This is a genomic window from Tabrizicola flagellatus (genome assembly GCF_046295235.1).
Classification (GTDB): Bacteria; Pseudomonadota; Alphaproteobacteria; order Rhodobacterales; family Rhodobacteraceae; genus Tabrizicola; species Tabrizicola flagellata_A.
This window is the reverse complement of the sequence record NZ_JBKBLV010000010.1, coordinates 48,513-68,337: the sequence shown is the minus strand read 5'-3', so window position 1 is coordinate 68,337 and position 19,825 is coordinate 48,513. Positions and strand designations below refer to the sequence as shown.

The window sequence follows — 19,825 nt, the reverse complement described above, 5'->3', positions numbered from 1 at the left end:
CGGGAGACACGAGAATGAAAAGACTTCTGTCCGCAACCGCGCTGCTTATGGCCTCGACCGGGCTCGCCTCGGCCGAAGGCGTGCTGCAACTTTACAACTGGGGCAACTACACCAGCCCGGAACTCCTGGCCAAGTTCGAAAAGGAGACCGGGATCAAGGTCACCGTCACCGACTACGATTCGAACGACGTGGCGCTTGCCAAGGTCGAGGCCGGCGGGTCGGGCTTCGACCTCGTGGTGCCCTCGGCCAACTATGTGCCGATCTGGATCGAGAAGGGCCTGATCCAGGAACTCGACCTGTCCAAGCTGCCGAACCACAAGAACATCGCGCCGGAATGGCAGAACGTGGACTGGGATCCGGGTCGCAAGTTCACCATCCCGTGGCAGTGGGGTTCGACCGGCATCGCGGTGAACACCAAGGTCTATTCCGGCGACATCAACACCTCGGCCGTGTTCCTGGACGTCCCGCCGGAACTGGTGGGCAAGATCAACGTCGTGCCCGAGATGAACGACATCGTAAGCCTGGCCACGATGTATGTCGGCGGCAAGCCGTGCAGCGAGGATCCCGAGGTGATGAAGAAGGCGCGGGATGTCCTTCTGGCGGCCAAGCCGAACTGGATCAGCATGGACTATGGCGCGACCGAGCGGCTGTCGAACGGCGACTGGGCGGCGAGCGTGAACTGGAACGGATCGACCATGCGGGTCCGGATCAACACCAACGGCGACGTGCAGTACGGCTATCCGCGCGAAGGCTATCCGCTGTTCATGGATTCGGTCGCGCTGCTGTCGGATGCGAAGAACGTGGAGGAGGCCTACAAGTTCCTCGACTTCATCATGGTGCCGGAGAACGCCGCGATGATCTCGGCCTTTGCGCGCTATGCCAACGGTATCTCGGGGTCGGAAGAGTTCATGCCCGAGGACATGAAGACCGCGCCCGAAGTGGTGATCCCCGAGGAGTTCAAGGCCGCGGGCACCTTCCTGCCGACCTGCACCGGCAAGGCGCTGGAATACATCACCGCGATCTGGACCGAATTGCAGAAGTAGGCGCCAGCGGGCTGGCGTCGCAGCGGGGGGGTTTCACACCCCCCGCACCCCCCGTGGAGTATTTCCGAAAGGGCAAGCCCATGCTGGAGTGGTCGGCTACGGAGCTGTCGGCGGCGATCCATGGGCGCAGGGTTTCCCCGTCCGAGGTGATGGCAGAGTGGCTTGTGCAGGTCCACGCGGTGAACGGGCCCGTCAATGCCATCGTCTCGCTGCGCGATCGAGATGCGCTTCTGGCCGAGGCCCGGGCGCTAGACGATGCCGAGCCACGCGGCTGGCTGCACGGCATCCCCTTCGCGGTCAAGGATCTTGTGGCGACGAAGGGGCTGCAGACGACCTGGGGCTCGCCGCTCTTTGCCGACCATGTGCCGACAAAGGACGATCTGGTGGCCGCGCGGCTGCGGGCTGCGGGCGCGGTGATCGCGGCCAAGACCAACGTGCCGGAATGGGGCCAGGGATCGCACAGCTTCAACCCGGTCTTTGGCGTCACGCGCAACCCCTATGACCTGACCCGCAGCGCGGGCGGGTCTTCCGGGGGCGCGGCGGCGGCGCTTGCGGCGCGGATGGCCTGGGTGGCGGACGGGTCGGACATGATGGGGTCCCTGCGCAACCCGGCTGCCTTCTGCAACATCTACGGCTTCCGCCCGACCTGGGGCGTCGTGCCGCAGGATGCCGAGGGGGACACCTATCTTTCCACTCTTTCCACCGAAGGCCCGATGGGTCGCACGGTGGAGGACGTGGCGCGCCTGCTTCTGGTGCTGGCGGGCGACAATCCCGAAGTGCCCTTTCCCCGGCCGGTCCCCGACCTTGCGCTGGACCGTGACATGACCGGGGTCCGCATCGGCTGGCTGGGCGACTGGGGCGGGGCCTATGCGATGGAGCCGGGGATCCTGGAGCTCTGCGAGGCGGCCCTGCGCCAGATGGAGGCGATGGGCGCAGTGGTCGAGCCTTTGCCCCCGCCCTTTCCCGCCGAGCGTCTCTGGTCCGCCTGGGTGACCTTGCGGGCCATGCTGAACGCGGGGGCCAAGCGGGGGCTGGCCGAGGACCCGGTCAAGCGCGCGCTGACCAAGCCCGAGACGCTGTGGGAAATCGAGCAGGGCCTCGGCCTTTCGGCGCAGGCGGTTTACGAGGCCAGCGTCGTCCGCAGCCGCTGGCACGCCCTTGCGGCGCGGCTCTTCGACAGGTTAGACGCGGTCGTGCTGCCCTCGGCCCAGGTCTGGCCCTTCCCGGCCGACTGGCGCTGGCCGCAAGAGATCGCCGGGCGCCCGATGGATACCTATCACCGCTGGATGGAGGTGGTGGTCCCGGCCAGCCTGATCGGCCTGCCGGCCCTGTCGGTGCCGATCGGCTTCGGAGCCGAGGGCCTGCCAATGGGGATGCAGATCATCGGACGGCACGGCGACGACATGGGGGTGCTGTCGATCGGACAGGCCTGGCACCGGGCGACGGACTGGCCCGCGCGCCGGCCGCCTCTGGCAGGGCCCGCCGTTTCGCGCTAGGGCTTGCTCCAGGAGACGGGCATCATGCGGGTTCTGGTGATCGGCGCCGGGTCGATCGGACAGCGGCACCACGACAATCTGGCGGCGTTGGGGGCGATCCCGCGCCTCCTGTCCTGGCGCGCGGGAGGGCTGGTGGCGGCCGAGGCGGCGATGGATCAGGCCGACGCCGTCGTGGTGGCGACGGCGACCGACATTCGCCTGCCGCTGATCGCGGCGGCAGCGGCGCGCGACCTGCCGTTTTATGTGGAAAAGCCGCTGGCCTTCCGGCCGGACGAGGTGGAGGCGATTGCCGAGGCGGCGGCGCCGGTCGCCACGCGCTCGATGCTGGGCTACATGATGCGCTACCATCCGGCCGTGCAGGCCCTGGCGGCGGACGGTCTGGACGACGTCTTCCAGTTCGCCCTGACCATCGGCCACGACGTGACGCAGTGGCGGCAGAACTGGCGCTTTTCGGAAAGCTATGCCGCGCGGGCCGAGGGGGGCGGGGTGCTTCTGGACCTCTGCCACGAGCTGGACATCGCGCTGACGCTCTTCCCGGGTCTGGAGATCCTTTCGGTGGAAAGCCTGGGTCACCCGGCCTTTCCGGGGGTGGATTTCGCGAGCCGGATCTCGCTGCGCCGGGGCGGTCTGGTGGGGGACGTTTCGATGGACTACCTGACGCCGGGTCTGCATCGTCGCGCCCATCTTCGCGGCAGCGAACGGATGCAGGATTTCGACCTGGCCGCACAGGTCTATCGGGTGACCGAACCCGGCGGCACGCGCCAGCTTGACCTGCCCTTGGAGCGCAACGCGATGTTCCTGGCCGCGATGCGGGATTTCCTTGCGCTCGCCTTCGGGGGCAAGGTGTCGGACAACCCGCTTCTGCCGCGGCTGAACCTCTGCCTGCCTTCGGCGCGGCTGGTCGCCCGGGCCTGGGCCGCGCGGCGGTTCATCGGCGAGATTGCCAAGGAGATCCCCTGAATGGTGAAGGTGCTGGGCCATATCGGCGCGCGCAAGGGCAGCAAGGGCGTGCCGCGCAAGAACTTCCGTCCCATCTGCGGCAAGCCGCTGATCGACTGGTCGCTGGACCAGCTTTTCGCCCATCCCCGGGTGGAGGCGGTCGTCGTCAGCACCGACGACGAGGAAATCTACGCCCATTCCGTCGCAAAGGGCGCGCTGGAGATCGGCCTGCGGCCCGCGCATCTGGCCACCGACACGGCGGGGAAATGGGGCGTCTGGCAGCACGCGCTCGAGGCGTCCGAGGCGCTGGTCGGCCCGGTCGAGGCCTTCCTCGACCTCGACTGCACCTCGCCGTTGCGGTTGCCCGAGGATATCACCGGCGCGCTGGACCTCTACGACGCCGAGCATCCCGACCTGGTGATGAGTTGCTGCGAGGCACGCAAGAACCCCTATTTCAACCTTGTCGAGCCGGATGCCACGGGCGCGCTGCATGTCTCGAAACCCCTGCCGGGCGGCGTGGTGGCGCGGCAGCAGGCGCCGGTGGTCTATGAACATGCCGCGAGCACCTATGTGGTGTCGCCGGCTTACCTGAAGCGGTCCAAGGGGCTGTGGGAGGGGCGGGTCATCCCTTACCTGATGCCGCCCGAACGCTGCGTGGACATCGACAGCCCGTTCGATTTCCGCCTTGTGGAATTTCTGATGAAGGAGGCCGGTCATGGCTGAACAACTTGCGGGCCAGCTGGCCGGACGGACGGTGTTCATCACCGGGTCGGGCGGCGTTCTGGGCAGCACCTATGTGCGGCGGATGCTGGCGGCCGGAGCGCGGGTGATCGGCTCGGACCTGCCGGGCCGGCGGGCCGAGGCTCTGATGGAGGCGCATGGTGCAAACCCGAACTTCCGCTTCTACCCGCTGGACGTGGCGAACGAGGACGAGGTGACCGAAATCTTCCGGCGCATCCTGGCAGATGGCTGGGAGCCGAACGTTGTGCTGAACAATGCGGCCATTACCGGGGAACTGTTGATGGGCGCGGGACAGCCCTTCCCCGATTTCGCCGATCTGAAGGTCAGCGACTGGGAAAAGACCCTGCGCACGAACCTGACCGGGCCCTTCATGATCGCGCGGCAGATGGATCGCGACATCGTGGGCAAATGGCCCTGCACGCTGGTCAACGTGGCCAGCATGTATGCCCTGAACGGCGCGCATCACCGGATCTACGAGGGGATGCCGTTCAAGAATTTCTCGGCCTACGGGGTGACGAAGGCCGGCATCCACGGGCTCACGGTCTGGCTGGCGGGCTACTGGGCGCCGCGGGGGGCCACGGTGAACACCATCGCCCCCGGCGCGGTGTTCAACGGCCATTCCGAGGAGTTCCAGCGCCGGGTGGGCGAGCTGATCATGCTGGATCGCATGGCCCGGCCGGACGAGATCGCCGATGCCATGCTGTTCCTGTGCAGCGCGCAGGCCGGTTACATCACCGGGCAGATCATCAACGTGGATGGCGGGTTCAGCGGCTGGTAAGCAGCGGCTCCAGCGCCCGCAGCGTCCGCGTGGTCGCGCCCGAATGGGCGGCGGTGAAGGCCGTGATCGCCTCGGGCGCCGGGTCGGGCCAGCCCAGCACATCGGCGACCAGCCTTTCGGCGCTGGTCTGCCGGCAGACGCCGGCCGCGATGGCCTCGGCTGCCGGATACTCGATGGTCTGGATCTGCGGGCCGACGAGCACCGGCTTCTTCAGGGCCAGCGGCTCGATGATGTTGTGCGACCCCTTGGGCTGGAACCCGCCCCCCACGACGACCCGGTCGGCCATGGCCAGATAGAAATACATCTCGCCGAGCGAATCGCCCAGGAGCACATCCATCGGCGCCTCGGACCTCTGAGCAAAGCTGCGGTCGAAGCGCGTGCTGCGGCGGTCGAACAGGACGCCCTTTGCGGCCAGCCTTTGCGCCACGGCGTCAAAGCGTTCGGGCGCGCGGGGGATGAACAGGATCACGGGCGGCGTGCGGACGGACAGAAGCTCTTGCGCGGCGGCGATGAACAGCTCTTCCTCGGGTTCGGTCACCGAGGCGAAGGCGATCACCCGGCGTGGGCCGAGGCCGGGGCGCAGGCGCCCTGCGGCGGCCAGGTGGTCCTGCGGGATCGGCTGGTCAAAGCGCAACTCGCCGGTGACATGGATGGTCGTGACGCCCACCGATGCAAAGCGCTGCGCCTGCAGGTCGGACTTCACCAGCGCCCCGGCGCAGAGCCGCATCAGCGCCGGGCGGATGCCCAGCCGGGCATCGCGGGCCATGGAATCGGACGGGTATTGCGCGTTGCAGAGGTAGAGAGGCACGCCGGCCTTGCGCGCGGCAAGGATCATGCGCGGCCAGATCTCGATTTCCATCACGAGGCCCAGCTTCGGGCGGAAGGCCCGGAAGAACCGCGCGTAAGCCCATGAAGTTTCAAGCGGAACCCAGACAGGCCTTACGCGGCCGGTCGCGATCTCGGCGGCGAATACCCGCTCTGCCTCGCGCCGGCCGGCGGGGGTGAAATGGGAGGTCACGATCCGCTCGCCCCGGTCGAGCAGCGCGTGGATCAGGGGGACGGCGGAACGCAGCTCGCCCAGGCTGACGGCATGGACCCAGACCGCGCCGGGGTCGGCCGGGGCGTGGCGGCCGAAGCGTTCGCCAAGGTGGCGGGCGTAGAGCGGATCCTTCCTCCCGCGCCACCAGAGATAGGCCACAACGACGGGCAGGCCGAGATGCCAGAGCGCCGACCATATCCGCAGGAAAAGCCAGAGCCTCATGCCAGCCCCCCGAGTGCGAGCAGATCGCGGGCCAGGGGCTCGATGCTGTCGCGGGCGGCTGCGGACAACGCCCGCGCCTTGGCAGCACGATCGGACTGGTCGGCCAGAATGGCCGGGCCGAGCGTCGCGGCCCCGACCTCCAGCGCGGCGTCGGCCTGATGCAGGCGGGCGAAATCGGCGGCGAAGTTCGCCACCCGTGGCCCATGCAGGACGGCCGAGCCGAGCGCCGCCGGTTCCCACGGATTATGGCCCTCGGTCGCGCCGAAGGTGCCGCCGATCAGGGTCACGGGGCAAAGGCGATACCAGAGGCCCATCTCGCCCAGGGTATCGGCGATCCAGACCTCGCCCGCAGGCCCCTGCCCCGCGCTGCGGCGGGTCGCGCGCAGTCCGTGGCGGGCTGCGGCGCCGGCAATCTCGTCCCCCCGCGCGGGATCACGGGGGGCGATGATCAGGAGCGGACGGTCGGGCAAGTCGCGCAGGGCGGACAGTGCCACCGCCTCGTCCTCGGGATGCGAGGACGCGAGCAGCACAAGCCGTCGCCCGGCCAGCGCCTGACGCAGCGCCTCAAGCGCCGTGGGATCGGCGGACAGTGGCGGGGCGGCGGCCTTTAGCGAACCGGTTATGCGGACTCCGGCAGCCCCGAGCCGTTGCAGGTGTCCGGCCGTCGTCTCGTCCTGCGCGGCGATCAGGCGGAAGCGGGCGAGAAGATCTGCAAACAGCCCCCGGAACCGGTGCCGACGGGCATAGGCTTCGGCGTTCATCCGGGCGTTCACCAGAGCCAGCGGGATGCCGCGCGCGGCCGTGGCGGCCACCGCGCCGGGCCAGAGGTCCTGTTCGGCCCAGACCGAGAGCGCAGGCTGCCAGTGGTCGAGGAAGCGCCGCAGGTAGGCGGGCGCATCCAGCGGCAGGAACTGGTGCCTGGTGCGGGGCGGCAGGTTCGTGGCCATGACCTCGGCCGATCCGCGCGTGGTCGAGGTGACGAGGAACTCGGCCTCAGGCGCCTGTGCCGCCATGGCCGCGATCATGCCGCGCAGCGCCAGCGTCTCGCCCAGTCCCACGGCATGCAGCCAGACGAGCGGACCGTCGGGGCGCGTCAGGCTGGGCTGACCCAGCTTCTCGCGCCAGCGGTCGGGCAGTTCCTTGCCTCGCGCCAGCCTGCGGCGCAGAAGCGCGGGCGCGGCCAGCGGAATGGCATGGCTTGCGGCAAGGTAAAGGCGCAGGCCGGGGCCGGTCGGATCAGTCACGGAAGGCCTTCTGCAGGCTGCGCTGCCAGAACTCGGGCCGCGCAAGAACCGCGACGAAACGGTCCGCCGCCGAGCCCTGGCCGAAGCCCTGATGCGGCTCGGCCCGCTTGCCCCAGCGGGTCGCGAGGAAATCGAGGATCGTCGCCCGGTCGCCCGCGGCGCAGCTGACGACCGAGGGCGCCTCGGCCCGGTTGGTCTGGCGGCTGCCGACATCCAGCGAGGGCAGACCGAGGAAGGGCGCCTCGCGCACGCCGGCCGAGGAATTGCCCACCATGCAGGCCGCATTCTTCATCAGCTCGGAGAAATGTGCGAACCGCATCGAGGGCAGCACACGGAAGCGGTCCTTTGGCAGGCGGTCGAGTACGGCAAAGATCGCCTCGGACCCGGGGTCGTTGTTCGGCGCGATCACCACGAAGCTGCGCCCCGAGGCCCGAAGCGCGCCGAACAGGTCCGCCGCCTGCGCACCGATCGTGTCCTGCTCCGAGGTCACGGGGTGGAAGACCGCGATGCCGTAGTCCGCGAACGGAATTGCATAATGCACCCGCACCTCGTCCAGGGTCACCCCCGAGGGGCGGGCGTGGAAGTCGAGTTCCGGGGAACCTATGACGTGGATCGTCTCCTCCGGCTCTCCCAGCGCCATGACGCGCCGTGCGGCGGCTTCGGAGGACACGAAATGGCTGGCGCACAGCTTGGAATTGCAGTGGCGGAACATCTCGTCGATGGTGCCCGAGACCTCGCCTCCCTCGACATGGGCCGAGCGAATATAGTTGGTTGCGGCCACAAGCGAAGCCGCCAGCGCCTCGATCCGGTCGCCATGGATCACGATCAGGTCCGGGCGGTTTTCGGTGACATAGTCGGAAAAGCCCATGACGGTCTTGGCCAGGACCACGTCCTGCGGATCGCCGGGGCGCTGGTTGAGGAATTCGTGCACCGTGACCCCGTCCAGTCGCCGCACCTCGTTCACAGTAAGCCCGTAACGTTCAAGCAGGTGCATGCCGGTAACGAAGAAGGTCACAAGATGCCCGGCATCGCGGGCGGCGAGGGCCAGCGGTTCAAGCTTGCCGAAATCGGCGCGCGTGCCGGTGAGGAAGAGAATGCGGCGGGTCACTGTGCAAGGACCTGTTCACATGCAGGTATCGTCTCGTCCCGATCCCGCGGCATCGGCAGCAGAGCGGCGGAGAGAATGGCCCCGGGGGCAGGAAAGCAACCTTCTGCGACGACGCCGCGTGCGCCAGGCTGAAACCCCGCAAGACGCAGCCGCACCGGGGCGGTCGTACTGGAGGCGATGACGTCACTGCCTTTCCGGGGCACATGCATTTCGGTGGGCAACCCTTGACGAAGCCAATGGCCACGAACGCGCCGGCTGAAACGAGTTCGATCCTTCATCGCGGCTGATCTTTGTTCATGGCTGCCCGGTCACGTTCCGCACGGGCACGCATTTCATCAATGGCCGCGGCGTTGTTGCATTCCAGATCGCCGTTATCCATGGCTTCAAGGAAACGCATTCGGTTCAACTGAAAGAGCATGTCCGGGTGCTTCTTGACAAAGCTGGTGGCAAAGATCTGCTCGGTGGCCCAGCAGAATGACGCATTGAACCGACGACGCGCGACGACGGTCGATATGTGCTTCAATGCCCGCTGACGCCAGTCCGGGTCGTTTCTGGATTCGAGGAGTTCTTTTCCCTCACGGCTGAATTCGGCATCGGAGTAGGCAGCATAGCGAAGCGACTTTTCCAGGAATTCGTCACTCTTTTCGACGATTGCCTGAAGAAAGAGGCTGCGACGCGACAGGGCGCCAATCGTCATTCCGGCCGCGGAAAGCGCCTTGGAAAAACCGATCTCTCCCCTCTTGATCGTCAGGGTTTTCGAGCTTGTCTGCTTGTAGCCCTGCCAGAAGGCGACAAACGGGTCGGAAAGGAACACATGCCTGGGAACAATCGTTACATAGGATTCGATGTGCTCGGCACGTTTCCTCCTTCGCGGGCGGCGAGGCATCTCCTTCTCGACCGCATTTCGGGCCGGCACATGCAGGAACAGGCCAGTCACATCGAATTCCGAAGCCTCCAGCCTTTCGATCACCGGCTGACCGGTGTGCATCGGAAACCAGATACTGTCGTTCATCAGGATCAGGAACCGGGGGCTTTGCCCATCCCGCATCAGATGATGAATGGCATCACGATAGCCGCCGAAGTCATACCCGAAGTTCGGCCTTTCCATCAAACGCCAGACCAGGGGCGCGACGACGGCGCGGTCCTGCGGCCGAAGCCCGCCATTGGCAACCAGCAGAACCGAGTAACCCTTGTCCGACAGGTAGGAGCAGGTCGTGAGGATCGAAGCGGGCACGCCCGACGGCTGATATACCAGAAGGACGCAGATCTTGTCGGTCCTGGGGGGACCATTGCCCTCGACCCGGATGCGGGTCCAGCGCGTCCGGTCATGGTTCCAGCGCAGCGCAGGCTCGATTGCGCGCCGCGGAAGACTGCGGATCTGCTTGACCACCCGGACAAGCTCGCGGCGGAGCTTCCAGGCCGGGATCATCCCAGATCCTCCCACTTCAGCTGCGTGTTCCGCGTCACCGCCCGCTTCAACTGCTTGCCCACCACCTTGTCGAAATCATAAGCCGCGATCTCGCCCGAGCCCGGACGGCGCGCCCAGATATCGGCCTCGGCGATCACATGGCCTTCTGGCAGGTCGCGGTCGGCCACGACCGAGCCGCGGGCAAAGCGATACACGTCCTCCTCGGGTGCCGACCGCTGCTTTGGATTGTTCGCGGCGATCCAGATCTCCTTCGACCGGTCGATCAGGAAGCGCAGCTCCGCCGGGTCCATCGAGTTGATGATGTCCGGCCCCTTGCGATAGCGCGTGTCGGTGTAATGCCGTTCCAGGATGCAGGCGCCCAGCGCCACCGAGGCCAGCGCCATCTCCGGCCCGATGGAATGGTCGGAAAAGCCCACCACCGCCTTCGGGAAGGCCTCACGCAGTTCCTTCACCCCGCGCAGGCTGACGATCTCGGCCGGGCTGGGGTAGAGGTTCGTGCATTCCAGCAGCGCATAATCCACCCCGGCTTGGTCGAGGATGTCCACGCTGGCGCGGATCGTCTCGATCGTCTGCATGCCCGTGGACAGGATCACCGGCTTGCCCTTCCGCGCGATGTGGCGGATCAGCGGCAGATTGTCGGCCTCGCCCGAGCCGATCTTGTAGGCCGGCACGTCCAGCGTTTCCAGGAAATCCGCCGCCGCCCGGCTGAAGGGCGTGGAGATCCAGATCATCCCCAGGCTTTCGGTGTAACGCTTCAGCTCCGCCTCTTCCTCCCGCGACAGGGCGCAGCGTTCCATCACATGCCAGATCGAGACATCGGCGTTCGGCGGGAAGATCGACTTCGCCTCCTCCGTCATCTCGTCCTCGATGATGTGGGTCTGGTGCTTGATCATCTCGCAGCCCGCCCCGGCCGCCAGGCGCACCATCTCCTTGGCCACGGCCAGATCGCCGCCGTGGTTGATGCCGATCTCGGCGATGACAAGGGGGGGATGGCCGGGGCCGATCTCGCGGTGGGCGATCTTCATGGGGGTCTCCGTCGTTGACGCCCGTGGTGCGCCAGCCCGCCGCCCCTGTCAAGCGAGGGGGTAGCGCGCCAGCACCTCGTAGAGCACGGACTTGCCGAGATGGCTTTGCCAGAGCGTCAGTTCCCTCACCTCCCAGGGCTCGGTGCGGAAGCCCGCGCCCATGGCCACGGCGCGATCCAGCCGCGCGATGTCGGGTGGATCGGGGGGCGGGAACCGGCCCAGCGTGACATGCGGCACGAAGTTCCGCGCGTCGATCGGACAGCCGGCGCGGCGGGCGATGGTCTCGGCCTTGGCTTGCAGCCGGATCAGCGGGGGTGAAGGCGCCACCCCGACCCAGACCGTGTGCGGCCGGTCTTTGCCGAAGAGACCAAGGCCTTGCAGAGACAGGGAAAACCGCTCGAACCTCAGGGCCTCGAACCCTTCATGCGCGGCTTCCAGCGCCGGTTCCGGGCAATGGCCCAGAAAGACCAGGGTCAGATGCAGGTTTTCGGGCTCCACCCGGCGCGTCAGGGGCAAGAGGAACTGCTGCACCTGGCAGGCCCCACGCACCGCCTGCGGCAGGTCGATGCCCAGAAAGGCCCGGATCATCTCCGGGCGAGCCTTGCCAGGCGGTCACGGATCTCGGGCCGGACCGGGCCTTCGCGCGGGGGATCGATGAGCGTGGTCAGCATGGCGGGTTCGGGAGCCGGCCGCCCGCCCCCGCCCCAGCTTAGCCCTTCAAGCACCGCCCGGGCCGCCTCGGGCAGAAAGTCTGGTAGCTCTTGCCCCGCCAGTATGCCCCAGATCGCCGTCCACAGCCGCCCCACCGACCAGGGATTGTAGCCGCCCCCGCCCAGCACCAGAACCCGCGGGGCAAGGGGCAGCAGCGCCGACAGCGCCTCCAGATAGGCACGGTTCGACAGCGCCAGGCGCGACAGGGGATCTTCCAGCAGACTGTCCGCCCCGCATTGCAGGACCAGCGCCTCGGGCCGGAATTCCTCGACCCGGGGCAGGATGAGGCCATGCAGAACCGCCCGCGCCTCGCTGTCGTTATAGCCCCTCGGGACCGGCAGATTGAAGGCGCTGCCGCCGCCCGTATCCTCGAGCGCGCCGGTGAAGGGCCAGCGCCCCTCTTCGTGGACCGAGATCATCCGCACCCCCGGATCGCCGGCGAAGGCCAGTTCCACCCCGTCGCTGTGATGCGCATCCAGATCGACATAGGCGATGCGCGTCAGGCCGGAGCGTTGCAGCACCTTGATCCCCAGCACCACGTCGTTGAGATAGCAGAACCCGTTCGCCCGCCCCGGAAGGCCATGATGCGTGCCCCCGCCCGGCACATGGATCACCCCGGGGCTGCGCGACAGAAGCTCGGCCGCCAGCATCGTGCCCCCTGCCCCGGTGGCCGGCCGGCGATAGACCTCCGGGAAGACCGGGTTCGACAGGGTGCCGAGGTGAAAGCGTTCGCGGATCTCGGGTGGCACCGCGCCAAGGGTCTCGGCCTCCTGCAAGGCCGCGACATAGGCCGGCTCGTGCCAGAGCGTCAGCGCCGCCGGCTTGGCGCGCGGACTGGAGCGGAAACGGTCGTTGGGCAACCAGCCCAGGACGCGCGTGAGGTCCATGACCGTGGAAACGCGCGGTATCCGCAGCGGGTGGTGCAGACCGTAGGACGACCTGCGATAGATCTCGGATGCGACGAGAAGCGGGGCAGCCGCCAGCCCGGCGGGGGCTGGAGGCGGCGACAGCATCATTTCGTCAGGGCCTCGATCCTTCCGGCTATGGCGCGGCTTTGCGGCGCAACCGGCGCGCCGAAGGTGGCAACGACCTTGCCATCCGGGCCGATCAGCACCTTGTTGAAGTTCCACCCGGGCACGAAGCCCGTCTCGTCGCGCAGCCAGGCATAGAACGGATGCGCCTTCGGGCCCTTCACATGGGTGATCTCGGTCATCGGCAGGGTCAGGTCGAAGTTCGTGGCGCAATATTCCTTGACCGCGGATTCGTCGGCAAGCTCCTGATTGAAGTCGTCTGACGGTACCGCGAGGATCAGGGCCTTGTTGCCGAACCGGTCATGCAGAGCCTGCAAGCCGTCGAACTGTCCGGCAAAGCCGCAAAGCGATGCGGTGTTGACCACCAGAACCGGCTTGCCCCGCCAGTCCTCGAGGTCGATTACCCCTCCGTCGATCGACACGAAACGCTGCCTGTCGCCCGCAAAAGCCGGCGACAAGGTGATCCAGACCAGCAGGCCGGCGATAAGCCGAATCATGGTGCCTCCGTTTGCAGCATGTTGCTCTAGATCAGATAAGTCGGGTGCTCTTTACGTCAAATTTTCCCGAAAAAGCTGTGATTTCGTCCGCAGCCGTGCCATATTCAACACGTACGGGTCGAGCAGTGGCCAGCGCCGGGAAACGGGCGGCCAAGTGGGCGTAAGATGAGTTGGCAAGACAAGTTCGTGGCGCAGGGCGCCGGATCGGGACAGGCAAGGGTGCAATACGGCGCCCTATGCTGGCGTGAGGGCAGCGAAGGAATGGAAGTGCTGCTCATCACCAGCCGCAACACCGGGCGCTGGGTGATACCGAAGGGCTGGCCGATGCCGGGCCTGGCGCCGGAAGCTGCCGCGGCACAGGAAGCCTGGGAGGAAGCCGGGGTCAGCGGCGGTCTGGTCAGCCCGGTCTGCGTCGGGCGCTACGGCTATCAGAAAGTGCTCGGCGCGGACGTTGCAGTTCCCTGTGCGGTCGCCGTCTACGGGCTGAAGGTGTCCGGGCTGTCCGATACGTATCCCGAGGCAAAGGAGCGGCGCAGGAAGTGGTTTTCTCTGCCCGTTGCGGCCGGTTTGGTCAACGAACCCGATCTGGGTCGGATAATCGCGGGGTTCACCCCGCCAGAGTATGGACGTCCTTCGCCAATCGCGGCGGAGGAAGGTGAGACCGGGGACCCCCCGCCTCAGCGGAGCAAGCGGGACAAGAGCCGGGGGCATTGAACTTTCTCCGCGACTGATTAGCTAGTGGTGTCGCCAGAAACGGGCGGGCACGGAATGATCCGATACAGTCTTCGTTGCGGAAATGACCACGGCTTTGACAGCTGGTTCAAGGGGGCCGATGCCTTTGCCGCGCTGCAATCGGCTGGTCAGGTTGCCTGTCCGGTTTGCGGCTCGACCGAGGTGCGCAAGGACCTGATGGCGCCGGCGGTGCGACCCGCGCGAAAGTCGGCGTCCCGTCCGCAGCATGGCGATGACGACCGCCCGGATCTGAGCGCCCCCGCTTCGGAACTGGAGGCGCAGATTGCCGCCCTGCGGCGGCAGATCGAGGAGAACTCGGAATATGTCGGCATGAACTTCGCGACCGAGGCCCGCCGCATCCACGCCGGCGAAGCCCCGGGCCGGGCGATCCATGGCGAGGCCCGGCCGGAGGAGGCGCGGGCGATGATCGAGGAGGGGCTGCCGGTCGCCCCCCTGCCCTTCCTGCCGTCCCGCAAGGTGAACTGACCAGGCCCTGTCCACGCAGGGCAGACGAAGGGCCGAAAGGAATTCAACGGCTTGACTGTGGGCATTTACCGTCCAGCAACCTTCTTCGCCCAAAAGACCCCTTCTGTCCGGCCCGCCTGTTCTCGCCGATGAGCGTGTCTTGCCGGTGCCGGCCTAGTAGATGTAGCGGATCTGTTCGGTCCAGAACCGCTCCATCCGCTTCAGTGCCATGTTGATCTCGTCCATCCCCGAGGCGTCGATCAGCGCGCGTCGCTCGATCCCTTCGGCGTGGCGGGCGAAGAGGTCGGACAGCACCCCCCGCACCTGCCGCCCCTTCTCGGTCAGCCGGACCCGCACCGAGCGGCGGTCGATCTCGGACCGCTGGTGGTGCATGTAGCCGAGTTCGACCAGCTTCTTCAGATTGTAGCTGACGTTCGAGCCCTGGTAGTAGCCGCGCGACTTCAGTTCACCCGCCGTCACCTCGTTCTCGCCGATGTTGAACAGCAAAAGCGCCTGGACCGAGTTGATCTCCAGCATCCCAAGCCGTTCGAATTCGTCCTTGATCACGTCCAGAAGCAGCCGGTGCAGGCGCTCGACCAGGGCCAGGTTGTCAAGGTAGCAGGACAGGAAGGCCTTCTGCGACCCATCCAGCACCGGGGCATAGATTGTCATTCCGTTTCTCCACCGTTCTCACGGCGACAGAATCGGCACAAACAGAAAACATTCCGTAAACTTGCGCGGAACGTCCGTTAGTTTCCCGCCCTCAACCGGGCTTCGGCGAAGGCAGCGATCCGGTCCAGAAGCCCGGAGAAGGCTGCAGGCGGCGCGGCCTGGCCCAGGATCCAGGCCATCAGGTCCTGGTCGCTCTCGGCCAGAAGCGCGTCGTACAGGTCGAGTTCATCCGGAGTCAGCGCCGCCAGACGTGCGTCCGCGAAGGGGCCGAGCACCAGGTCCATCTCCTTGGTGCCGCGCCGCCAGGACCGCATCTTCATCCGCTTCAGGCGCGCTTCGGCCGTCTCGTCCATCTGCCGTCCGTTCCTGCTTGATCCCCGTCAGGCCGCAGCCTAAGTCAGGCCGGACCGAAACTCCACCACCGAAAGGCGCGGCAATGGCCTTCCTCTCCGACACGCTGGCGCGCGTGAAACCCTCGCCCACCATCGCCGTCACCACCAAGGCGGCGCAGCTGAAGGCCGAGGGGCGCGACGTGATCGGCCTTGGCGCGGGCGAACCCGATTTCGACACACCCGAGCACATCCGCGAGGCCGCGAAGCGGGCGATCGACGCCGGCAAGACGCGCTACACGGCGGTGGACGGCATCCCGGAGCTGAAGGCAGCGATCTGTTCCAAGTTCCTGCGCGAGAACGGGCTGACCTACACGCCGCAGCAGATCTCGGTCGGGACGGGGGGCAAGCAGATCCTCTTCAATGCGCTGATGGCGACGCTGAACCCCGGCGACGAGGTCATCATCCCCGCGCCCTACTGGGTCAGCTACCCCGACATGGTGCTGCTGGCCGGCGGCACGCCAGTGCCGGTGGTCGCCGGCATCGAGACCGCCTTCAAGCTGACGCCGGAACAGCTTGAGGCCGCGATCACGCCCCGCACCAAGTGGTTCATCTTCAACAGCCCTTCGAACCCCACGGGCGCGGGTTATACGCGGGCCGAGCTGAAGGCGCTGACCGATGTGCTGATGCGGCACCCCCATGTCTGGGTGATGTCGGACGACATGTACGAACACCTCGTCTTTGATGATTTCGAGTTCTGCACCCCGGCCGAGGTCGAGCCCGGCCTCTACGACCGCACGCTCACCTGCAACGGCGTGTCCAAGGCCTATGCGATGACCGGCTGGCGGATCGGCTATGCCGGTGGGCCGGTGTCGCTGATCAAGGCAATGGGGACGATCCAGTCGCAATCGACCTCGAACCCCTGTTCGGTCAGCCAGTGGGCCGCGCTGGAGGCGCTGTCGGGGCCGCAGGATTTTCTGGCCGACTGGCGGAAGGTGTTCCAGGGCCGGCGCGACCTGGTGGTGTCGATGCTGAACCAGGCGAAGGGCATCCGCTGCCCGAAGCCCGAGGGCGCCTTCTATGTCTATCCCGACATCTCGGCTCTGATCGGCAAGGCGACGCCGGCGGGCACCGTCATCAGCAACGACGAGGTCTTCGCGACCGCGCTGCTGGAGGAAACCGGGGTGGCTGTGGTGTTCGGTGCGGCCTTCGGTGTCTCGCCCAATTTCCGGATCAGCTATGCCACCAGCGACGAAGTGCTGCGCGAGGCCTGTGCCCGCATCCAGAGTTTCTGCGCAAGCCTGGTCTGACCCGGGCTTGACGAGTCGGCGCGGCTCGGGAAGGAATGGGCATGCACGCCGGGGTTGTCCGGGTTCATTTGGCAGGGCATAGTTTCAAGCATGACCGCTGACCTTCCCGACTACTATTTCCGGGTGCGCGAAAACGGAGCGGTCGTGTTCCGCGTCGGAACCGAGAATCGGCAGCGCCGGATCGAGATGGACGAGATCGCCACGGTCAACGTGAAGAACGGCAACATCAAGCCGCATGGCGAGGTGGAACTGACCGGGGCGGACCGGGCCGCGATCGGGGAATGGCTGGCCGCGCGCCAGGCGCAGCTTGCCGCGCGCGAGGTGGACGACATCCTGCGCACGGTCGATCACCTGAACCTGACGACACAATGGGCGCAGTCGCGGGCCACGGATGCGCAGCTCGAGGCGGTGACGGATGCGCTGTTGCTGGCGATGCACGACCTGCGCTCGATGCTGGTGAAGCGCAAGGCGGACCGGCTGGGCAAGGCGGAGTAGCTCCTCCTCGTTCGACTTCATCTCCTCGTCGGGATCGTGCGACGAGGAGACGAAGTCGAACGAGGAGCGGCAGATCAGATCTGCTTTTCGGGCATCTGCACTCGCAACCCGTCCAGCGCGTCGGTGACCTTCAGCTGGCAGGTCAGGCGCGAGCGGACCGGATCGGGATGCCAGGCGAAGTCCAGCATGTCGGATTCCATGTGGTCCTTGGGCGGCAGGCGGTCCACCCAGGCGGGATCGACATAGACATGGCAGGTCGAACAGGCGCAGGCGCCGCCGCAATCGGCCTCGATCCCCGGGATGCCGTTGTCGCGGGCACCTTCCATCACGGTCAGGCCGTTCGGGACTTCGACCACATGTTCGCGGCCATTGTGTTCGACATAGGTGATCTTAGCCATGACTCGTGCTCTCCCGGGATCGTCTGACGTGACATAGGCCAGTCCGGAGCGATTTGCCAGAGGGGCGGCGGGCTTGCCTTGCGCCGCGCATGTTCTAGTATTGTTCGCATGACCCTGGTGCTTTCCCCTGCCCCACGCGGCAGCTCATGGCCGCGCCCGCCCAAGGCGCTGCCGGCCGCCCGGCTGGGCGAGCCTCCGGCGGGGGCGCGGGTGACGGTGGCGGGGCTGGTGCTGGTGCGACAGCGGCCGGGCACGGCGAAGGGGGTGATCTTCGTCACGCTGGAGGACGAGACGGGCACGGCAAACGTGGTCGTCTGGGCGCAGGTCTATGAACGATTCCGCCGGGCGGTCATCGCGGGGCGGCTCTTGCGGGTCACGGGCCGGCTGCAACGCGAGGCCGGTGTGGTGCATGTGGTGGCCGATGTGATCGAGGACCTGTCGGGCCTGCTCGACCGGCTGCTTGACCCCGGCTTCCGGCCCGACGGGGTACGGGCGGGCGACCAGCCGTAACCCGCTTGCCGACATCAGATCGGGCCAGGGACCTTGCCGCTTGCCCGGCCGCCTCCCCCTGCCGTCCCGCTCTTGCCCCCGGCGGACGGCCGGCGGGATGCCTCCCACCGGCCATGAGCCGCCTGCGGCAGAACCTATTCGATCGACAGCGCCACGAAGCGCGGGTCGCCCCCGCGACGGACCAGCAGGAGGACCGACTTCCGTCCGCCGTCCTTCGCCTCCTTGATCCGGTCCTCAAGATCCTGCAGGCGCGTGACCTTCTGCTGCCCCACCTCGGCGATGATGTCACCCTCGACGAGGCCCTTGGTATAGGCCTCGGAGGCCGGATCCACCTTCATGATCACCAGACCCTGAGCGGAAGCGTCCAGTCCAAGCCGGGTCCTGGTATCGTCATCCAGCGGCGCCAGCGTCAGGCCAAGCGTCTCCATCTCCTTCGGGCCGGTATCGGCGGGGGCAGAGGCCGGTGTCGCCTTGCCTTCCGCCTCTTCGCGACGGCCGAGCGTGACCTGCAGGGTCTCGGTCTTGCCATCGCGCAGGACGATCACCGGCACCGCCTCGCCGATCGGCGCGTCGGCCACCCGGCGGGTCAGGTCGCCGGCATCCGCCACCTCCTGCCCGGCAAAGCGGGTGATGACGTCGCCCGGCCGGATGCCCGCCGCCTTGGCCGGGCCGTCCGGGACATCCGCCACCAGTGCGCCGGCGGCAGTATCGAGCCCCATCGATTCCGCGATTTCCGGCGAGATGTCCTGGATCTTGACCCCAAGCCAGCCGCGCCGGGTCTCGCCGAACTGCTTCAGCTGATCGACCACCTTGCTGACCACATTCGACGACATCGAGAAGCCGATGCCGATCGACCCGCCGTTCGGCGAGAGGATCGCGGTGTTCACGCCGATCACCTGCCCGTCCATGTTGAACAGCGGCCCGCCCGAGTTGCCACGGTTGATCGCCGCGTCGGTCTGGATGTAGTCGTCGTAGGACCCCTGAAGCTCGCGCCCGCGGGCCGAGACGATGCCGGCGCTGACCGAGAAGCCCTGGCCGAGCGGGTTGCCCACCGCCATGACCCAGTCGCCCACGCGCATCAGGTCGGAATTGCCGAAGCTCACGAATTCCAGCGGCTTGTCGCTTTCGACCTTCAACAGCGCGATGTCGGTCTTGGGGTCGGTGCCGACCAGCTTCGCCTTCAGCTTGTTGCCGGAGAAGAATTCGATGGTGATCTCGTCAGCGCCCTCGATCACATGGTTGTTGGTGACGATATAGCCGTCCTCGCTGATGACGAAGCCGGAACCCAATGCCTCGGACCGCTGCGGGCCACGCGGTCCCGGACCGCCGAAGTCCTTGAAGAAATCCTCGAAAGGGCTGCCTTCGGGCACAATGGGCATCCCGTCTGCCGGCCCGGCAACCATGGCGCTGGTGGTGATGTTCACCACGGCGGGGCTGATCTTCTGGGCCAGTTCGGCAAAGCTTTCGGGGGCACCGAAGGCCTGCACCTCGCTGGCAGGGGCAACACTCAGTCCAAAGCCCAGCACCAGCGCCAGAAGCGTGCTGGACCGCAGGGCAGAACGGATGGAAGGCGTGAGGTCGGGCACGATGCGAACTCCTGTTCTTCGGATC

22 protein-coding genes are annotated in these 19,825 nt (G+C 66.9%); 10 read left to right on the top strand and 12 right to left on the bottom strand.

Going from position 1 to position 19,825, the window contains the following annotated elements; genetic code table 11:
• Positions 1–14 precede the first annotated feature (14 nt).
• The 5 genes from ACK4IU_RS06145 to ACK4IU_RS06125 all read left to right on the top strand — a co-directional run bounded on the left by ACK4IU_RS06145 (position 15) and on the right by ACK4IU_RS06125 (position 4,997).
• Positions 15–1,043 carry an extracellular solute-binding protein gene (locus ACK4IU_RS06145; protein ID WP_409732692.1) on the top strand — a complete coding sequence of 343 codons (1,029 nt, stop codon included), beginning with the start codon at positions 15–17 and terminating at the stop codon, positions 1,041–1,043.
• Positions 1,044–1,123: 80 nt separating this feature from the next.
• Positions 1,124–2,539: an amidase gene (locus tag ACK4IU_RS06140; RefSeq protein WP_409732690.1), complete on the top strand. Its 1,416-nt coding sequence runs from the start codon at positions 1,124–1,126 to the stop codon at positions 2,537–2,539.
• A 24-nt stretch (positions 2,540–2,563) separates the two neighbouring features.
• Positions 2,564–3,499 carry a Gfo/Idh/MocA family protein gene (locus ACK4IU_RS06135; protein WP_409732688.1) on the top strand — a complete coding sequence of 312 codons (936 nt, stop codon included), beginning with the start codon at positions 2,564–2,566 and terminating at the stop codon, positions 3,497–3,499.
• Positions 3,500–4,201 (top strand): cytidylyltransferase domain-containing protein, encoded by a 702-nt coding sequence (locus ACK4IU_RS06130; protein ID WP_409732686.1) that lies wholly within the window; start codon positions 3,500–3,502, stop codon positions 4,199–4,201.
• A complete protein-coding gene (locus ACK4IU_RS06125) occupies positions 4,194–4,997 on the top strand; it encodes an SDR family NAD(P)-dependent oxidoreductase (RefSeq protein ID WP_409732684.1) in 804 nt (267 codons plus the stop codon). Before ACK4IU_RS06130 ends, ACK4IU_RS06125 begins: the two co-directional genes overlap by 8 nt.
• On the opposite strand, the gene ACK4IU_RS06120 is transcribed toward ACK4IU_RS06125, so the two are convergent.
• The 8 genes from ACK4IU_RS06120 to ACK4IU_RS06085 all read right to left on the bottom strand — a co-directional run bounded on the left by ACK4IU_RS06120 (position 4,984) and on the right by ACK4IU_RS06085 (position 13,303).
• Entirely contained in the window at positions 4,984–6,258 is a 1,275-nt protein-coding gene (locus ACK4IU_RS06120; RefSeq protein WP_409732682.1) for a 3-deoxy-D-manno-octulosonic acid transferase, read from the bottom strand. The genes ACK4IU_RS06125 and ACK4IU_RS06120 overlap by 14 nt on opposite strands.
• On the bottom strand, positions 6,255–7,502 hold the full coding sequence (locus tag ACK4IU_RS06115; RefSeq protein ID WP_409732680.1) for a 3-deoxy-D-manno-octulosonic acid transferase: 1,248 nt from the start codon (positions 7,500–7,502) through the stop codon (positions 6,255–6,257). Before ACK4IU_RS06115 ends, ACK4IU_RS06120 begins: the two co-directional genes overlap by 4 nt.
• Entirely contained in the window at positions 7,495–8,610 is a 1,116-nt protein-coding gene (gene neuC, locus ACK4IU_RS06110) for a UDP-N-acetylglucosamine 2-epimerase (protein WP_409732678.1), read from the bottom strand. The genes ACK4IU_RS06115 and neuC overlap by 8 nt, the downstream gene beginning before the upstream one ends.
• A gap of 274 nt (positions 8,611–8,884) precedes the next feature.
• Positions 8,885–10,039 (bottom strand): rhamnan synthesis F family protein, encoded by a 1,155-nt coding sequence (locus ACK4IU_RS06105; RefSeq protein ID WP_409732676.1) that lies wholly within the window; start codon positions 10,037–10,039, stop codon positions 8,885–8,887.
• Positions 10,036–11,064 carry an N-acetylneuraminate synthase family protein gene (locus tag ACK4IU_RS06100; protein WP_409732674.1) on the bottom strand — a complete coding sequence of 343 codons (1,029 nt, stop codon included), beginning with the start codon at positions 11,062–11,064 and terminating at the stop codon, positions 10,036–10,038. Before ACK4IU_RS06100 ends, ACK4IU_RS06105 begins: the two co-directional genes overlap by 4 nt.
• A gap of 48 nt (positions 11,065–11,112) precedes the next feature.
• Complete coding sequence (thpR, locus tag ACK4IU_RS06095) at positions 11,113–11,652, bottom strand: RNA 2',3'-cyclic phosphodiesterase (RefSeq protein ID WP_409732672.1); 540 nt, start codon at positions 11,650–11,652, stop codon at positions 11,113–11,115.
• On the bottom strand, positions 11,649–12,788 hold the full coding sequence (locus ACK4IU_RS06090) for an acetoin utilization protein AcuC (protein ID WP_409732670.1): 1,140 nt from the start codon (positions 12,786–12,788) through the stop codon (positions 11,649–11,651). The genes thpR and ACK4IU_RS06090 overlap by 4 nt, the downstream gene beginning before the upstream one ends.
• The gene (locus ACK4IU_RS06085; RefSeq protein WP_409732668.1) at positions 12,788–13,303 is read right to left on the bottom strand and encodes a glutathione peroxidase; all 516 of its coding nucleotides are present in this window, start codon (positions 13,301–13,303) and stop codon (positions 12,788–12,790) included. Before ACK4IU_RS06085 ends, ACK4IU_RS06090 begins: the two co-directional genes overlap by 1 nt.
• Before the next feature lie 165 nt (positions 13,304–13,468).
• Between ACK4IU_RS06085 and ACK4IU_RS06080 the strand changes: the two genes are divergently transcribed.
• Both ACK4IU_RS06080 and ACK4IU_RS06075 read left to right on the top strand, forming a co-directional pair.
• Positions 13,469–14,017, top strand: a complete 549-nt coding sequence (locus ACK4IU_RS06080) for an NUDIX hydrolase (RefSeq protein ID WP_409732666.1) — start codon at positions 13,469–13,471, stop codon at positions 14,015–14,017.
• A gap of 54 nt (positions 14,018–14,071) precedes the next feature.
• Positions 14,072–14,521, top strand: coding sequence for a DUF1178 family protein (locus ACK4IU_RS06075; protein ID WP_409732665.1), 450 nt, complete (start codon positions 14,072–14,074; stop codon positions 14,519–14,521).
• Between the two features lie 153 nt (positions 14,522–14,674).
• Here ACK4IU_RS06075 and ACK4IU_RS06070 read toward each other — a convergent pair whose 3' ends face one another.
• Complete coding sequence (locus ACK4IU_RS06070) at positions 14,675–15,172, bottom strand: MarR family winged helix-turn-helix transcriptional regulator (protein WP_149589925.1); 498 nt, start codon at positions 15,170–15,172, stop codon at positions 14,675–14,677.
• Between the two features lie 77 nt (positions 15,173–15,249).
• Positions 15,250–15,525, bottom strand: coding sequence for a succinate dehydrogenase assembly factor 2 (locus tag ACK4IU_RS06065; RefSeq protein ID WP_409732663.1), 276 nt, complete (start codon positions 15,523–15,525; stop codon positions 15,250–15,252).
• Positions 15,526–15,608: 83 nt separating this feature from the next.
• Here ACK4IU_RS06065 and ACK4IU_RS06060 point away from each other — a divergent pair, with 83 nt between their 5' ends.
• Both ACK4IU_RS06060 and ACK4IU_RS06055 read left to right on the top strand, forming a co-directional pair.
• Positions 15,609–16,811, top strand: a complete 1,203-nt coding sequence (locus ACK4IU_RS06060; RefSeq protein ID WP_409732661.1) for a pyridoxal phosphate-dependent aminotransferase — start codon at positions 15,609–15,611, stop codon at positions 16,809–16,811.
• Between the two features lie 90 nt (positions 16,812–16,901).
• Positions 16,902–17,306, top strand: a complete 405-nt coding sequence (locus tag ACK4IU_RS06055; RefSeq protein WP_149589928.1) for a hypothetical protein — start codon at positions 16,902–16,904, stop codon at positions 17,304–17,306.
• 74 nt (positions 17,307–17,380) lie between these two features.
• Here ACK4IU_RS06055 and ACK4IU_RS06050 read toward each other — a convergent pair whose 3' ends face one another.
• Positions 17,381–17,704, bottom strand: a complete 324-nt coding sequence (locus tag ACK4IU_RS06050; RefSeq protein ID WP_409732659.1) for a 2Fe-2S iron-sulfur cluster-binding protein — start codon at positions 17,702–17,704, stop codon at positions 17,381–17,383.
• A gap of 108 nt (positions 17,705–17,812) precedes the next feature.
• Here ACK4IU_RS06050 and ACK4IU_RS06045 point away from each other — a divergent pair, with 108 nt between their 5' ends.
• Positions 17,813–18,214: an OB-fold nucleic acid binding domain-containing protein gene (locus ACK4IU_RS06045; protein WP_409732657.1), complete on the top strand. Its 402-nt coding sequence runs from the start codon at positions 17,813–17,815 to the stop codon at positions 18,212–18,214.
• Between the two features lie 134 nt (positions 18,215–18,348).
• Here the strand turns inward: ACK4IU_RS06045 and ACK4IU_RS06040 are convergent, their stop codons facing one another.
• The gene (locus ACK4IU_RS06040) at positions 18,349–19,803 is read right to left on the bottom strand and encodes a DegQ family serine endoprotease (protein ID WP_409732779.1); all 1,455 of its coding nucleotides are present in this window, start codon (positions 19,801–19,803) and stop codon (positions 18,349–18,351) included.
• Positions 19,804–19,825 lie beyond the last annotated feature (22 nt).

Coding starts and splice junctions, on each gene's coding strand:
- ACK4IU_RS06145 (WP_409732692.1), top strand. CDS start 15: ATGAAAAGACTTCTGTCCGCAACCGCGCTGCTTATGGCCTCGACCGGG.
- ACK4IU_RS06140 (WP_409732690.1), top strand. CDS start 1,124: ATGCTGGAGTGGTCGGCTACGGAGCTGTCGGCGGCGATCCATGGGCGC.
- ACK4IU_RS06135 (WP_409732688.1), top strand. CDS start 2,564: ATGCGGGTTCTGGTGATCGGCGCCGGGTCGATCGGACAGCGGCACCAC.
- ACK4IU_RS06130 (WP_409732686.1), top strand. CDS start 3,500: ATGGTGAAGGTGCTGGGCCATATCGGCGCGCGCAAGGGCAGCAAGGGC.
- ACK4IU_RS06125 (WP_409732684.1), top strand. CDS start 4,194: ATGGCTGAACAACTTGCGGGCCAGCTGGCCGGACGGACGGTGTTCATC.
- ACK4IU_RS06120 (WP_409732682.1), bottom strand. CDS start 6,258: ATGAGGCTCTGGCTTTTCCTGCGGATATGGTCGGCGCTCTGGCATCTC.
- ACK4IU_RS06105 (WP_409732676.1), bottom strand. CDS start 10,039: ATGATCCCGGCCTGGAAGCTCCGCCGCGAGCTTGTCCGGGTGGTCAAG.
- ACK4IU_RS06100 (WP_409732674.1), bottom strand. CDS start 11,064: ATGAAGATCGCCCACCGCGAGATCGGCCCCGGCCATCCCCCCCTTGTC.
- thpR (WP_409732672.1), bottom strand. CDS start 11,652: ATGATCCGGGCCTTTCTGGGCATCGACCTGCCGCAGGCGGTGCGTGGG.
- ACK4IU_RS06090 (WP_409732670.1), bottom strand. CDS start 12,788: ATGCTGTCGCCGCCTCCAGCCCCCGCCGGGCTGGCGGCTGCCCCGCTT.
- ACK4IU_RS06085 (WP_409732668.1), bottom strand. CDS start 13,303: ATGATTCGGCTTATCGCCGGCCTGCTGGTCTGGATCACCTTGTCGCCG.
- ACK4IU_RS06080 (WP_409732666.1), top strand. CDS start 13,469: ATGAGTTGGCAAGACAAGTTCGTGGCGCAGGGCGCCGGATCGGGACAG.
- ACK4IU_RS06075 (WP_409732665.1), top strand. CDS start 14,072: ATGATCCGATACAGTCTTCGTTGCGGAAATGACCACGGCTTTGACAGC.
- ACK4IU_RS06070 (WP_149589925.1), bottom strand. CDS start 15,172: ATGACAATCTATGCCCCGGTGCTGGATGGGTCGCAGAAGGCCTTCCTG.
- ACK4IU_RS06065 (WP_409732663.1), bottom strand. CDS start 15,525: ATGGACGAGACGGCCGAAGCGCGCCTGAAGCGGATGAAGATGCGGTCC.
- ACK4IU_RS06060 (WP_409732661.1), top strand. CDS start 15,609: ATGGCCTTCCTCTCCGACACGCTGGCGCGCGTGAAACCCTCGCCCACC.
- ACK4IU_RS06055 (WP_149589928.1), top strand. CDS start 16,902: ATGACCGCTGACCTTCCCGACTACTATTTCCGGGTGCGCGAAAACGGA.
- ACK4IU_RS06050 (WP_409732659.1), bottom strand. CDS start 17,704: ATGGCTAAGATCACCTATGTCGAACACAATGGCCGCGAACATGTGGTC.
- ACK4IU_RS06045 (WP_409732657.1), top strand. CDS start 17,813: ATGACCCTGGTGCTTTCCCCTGCCCCACGCGGCAGCTCATGGCCGCGC.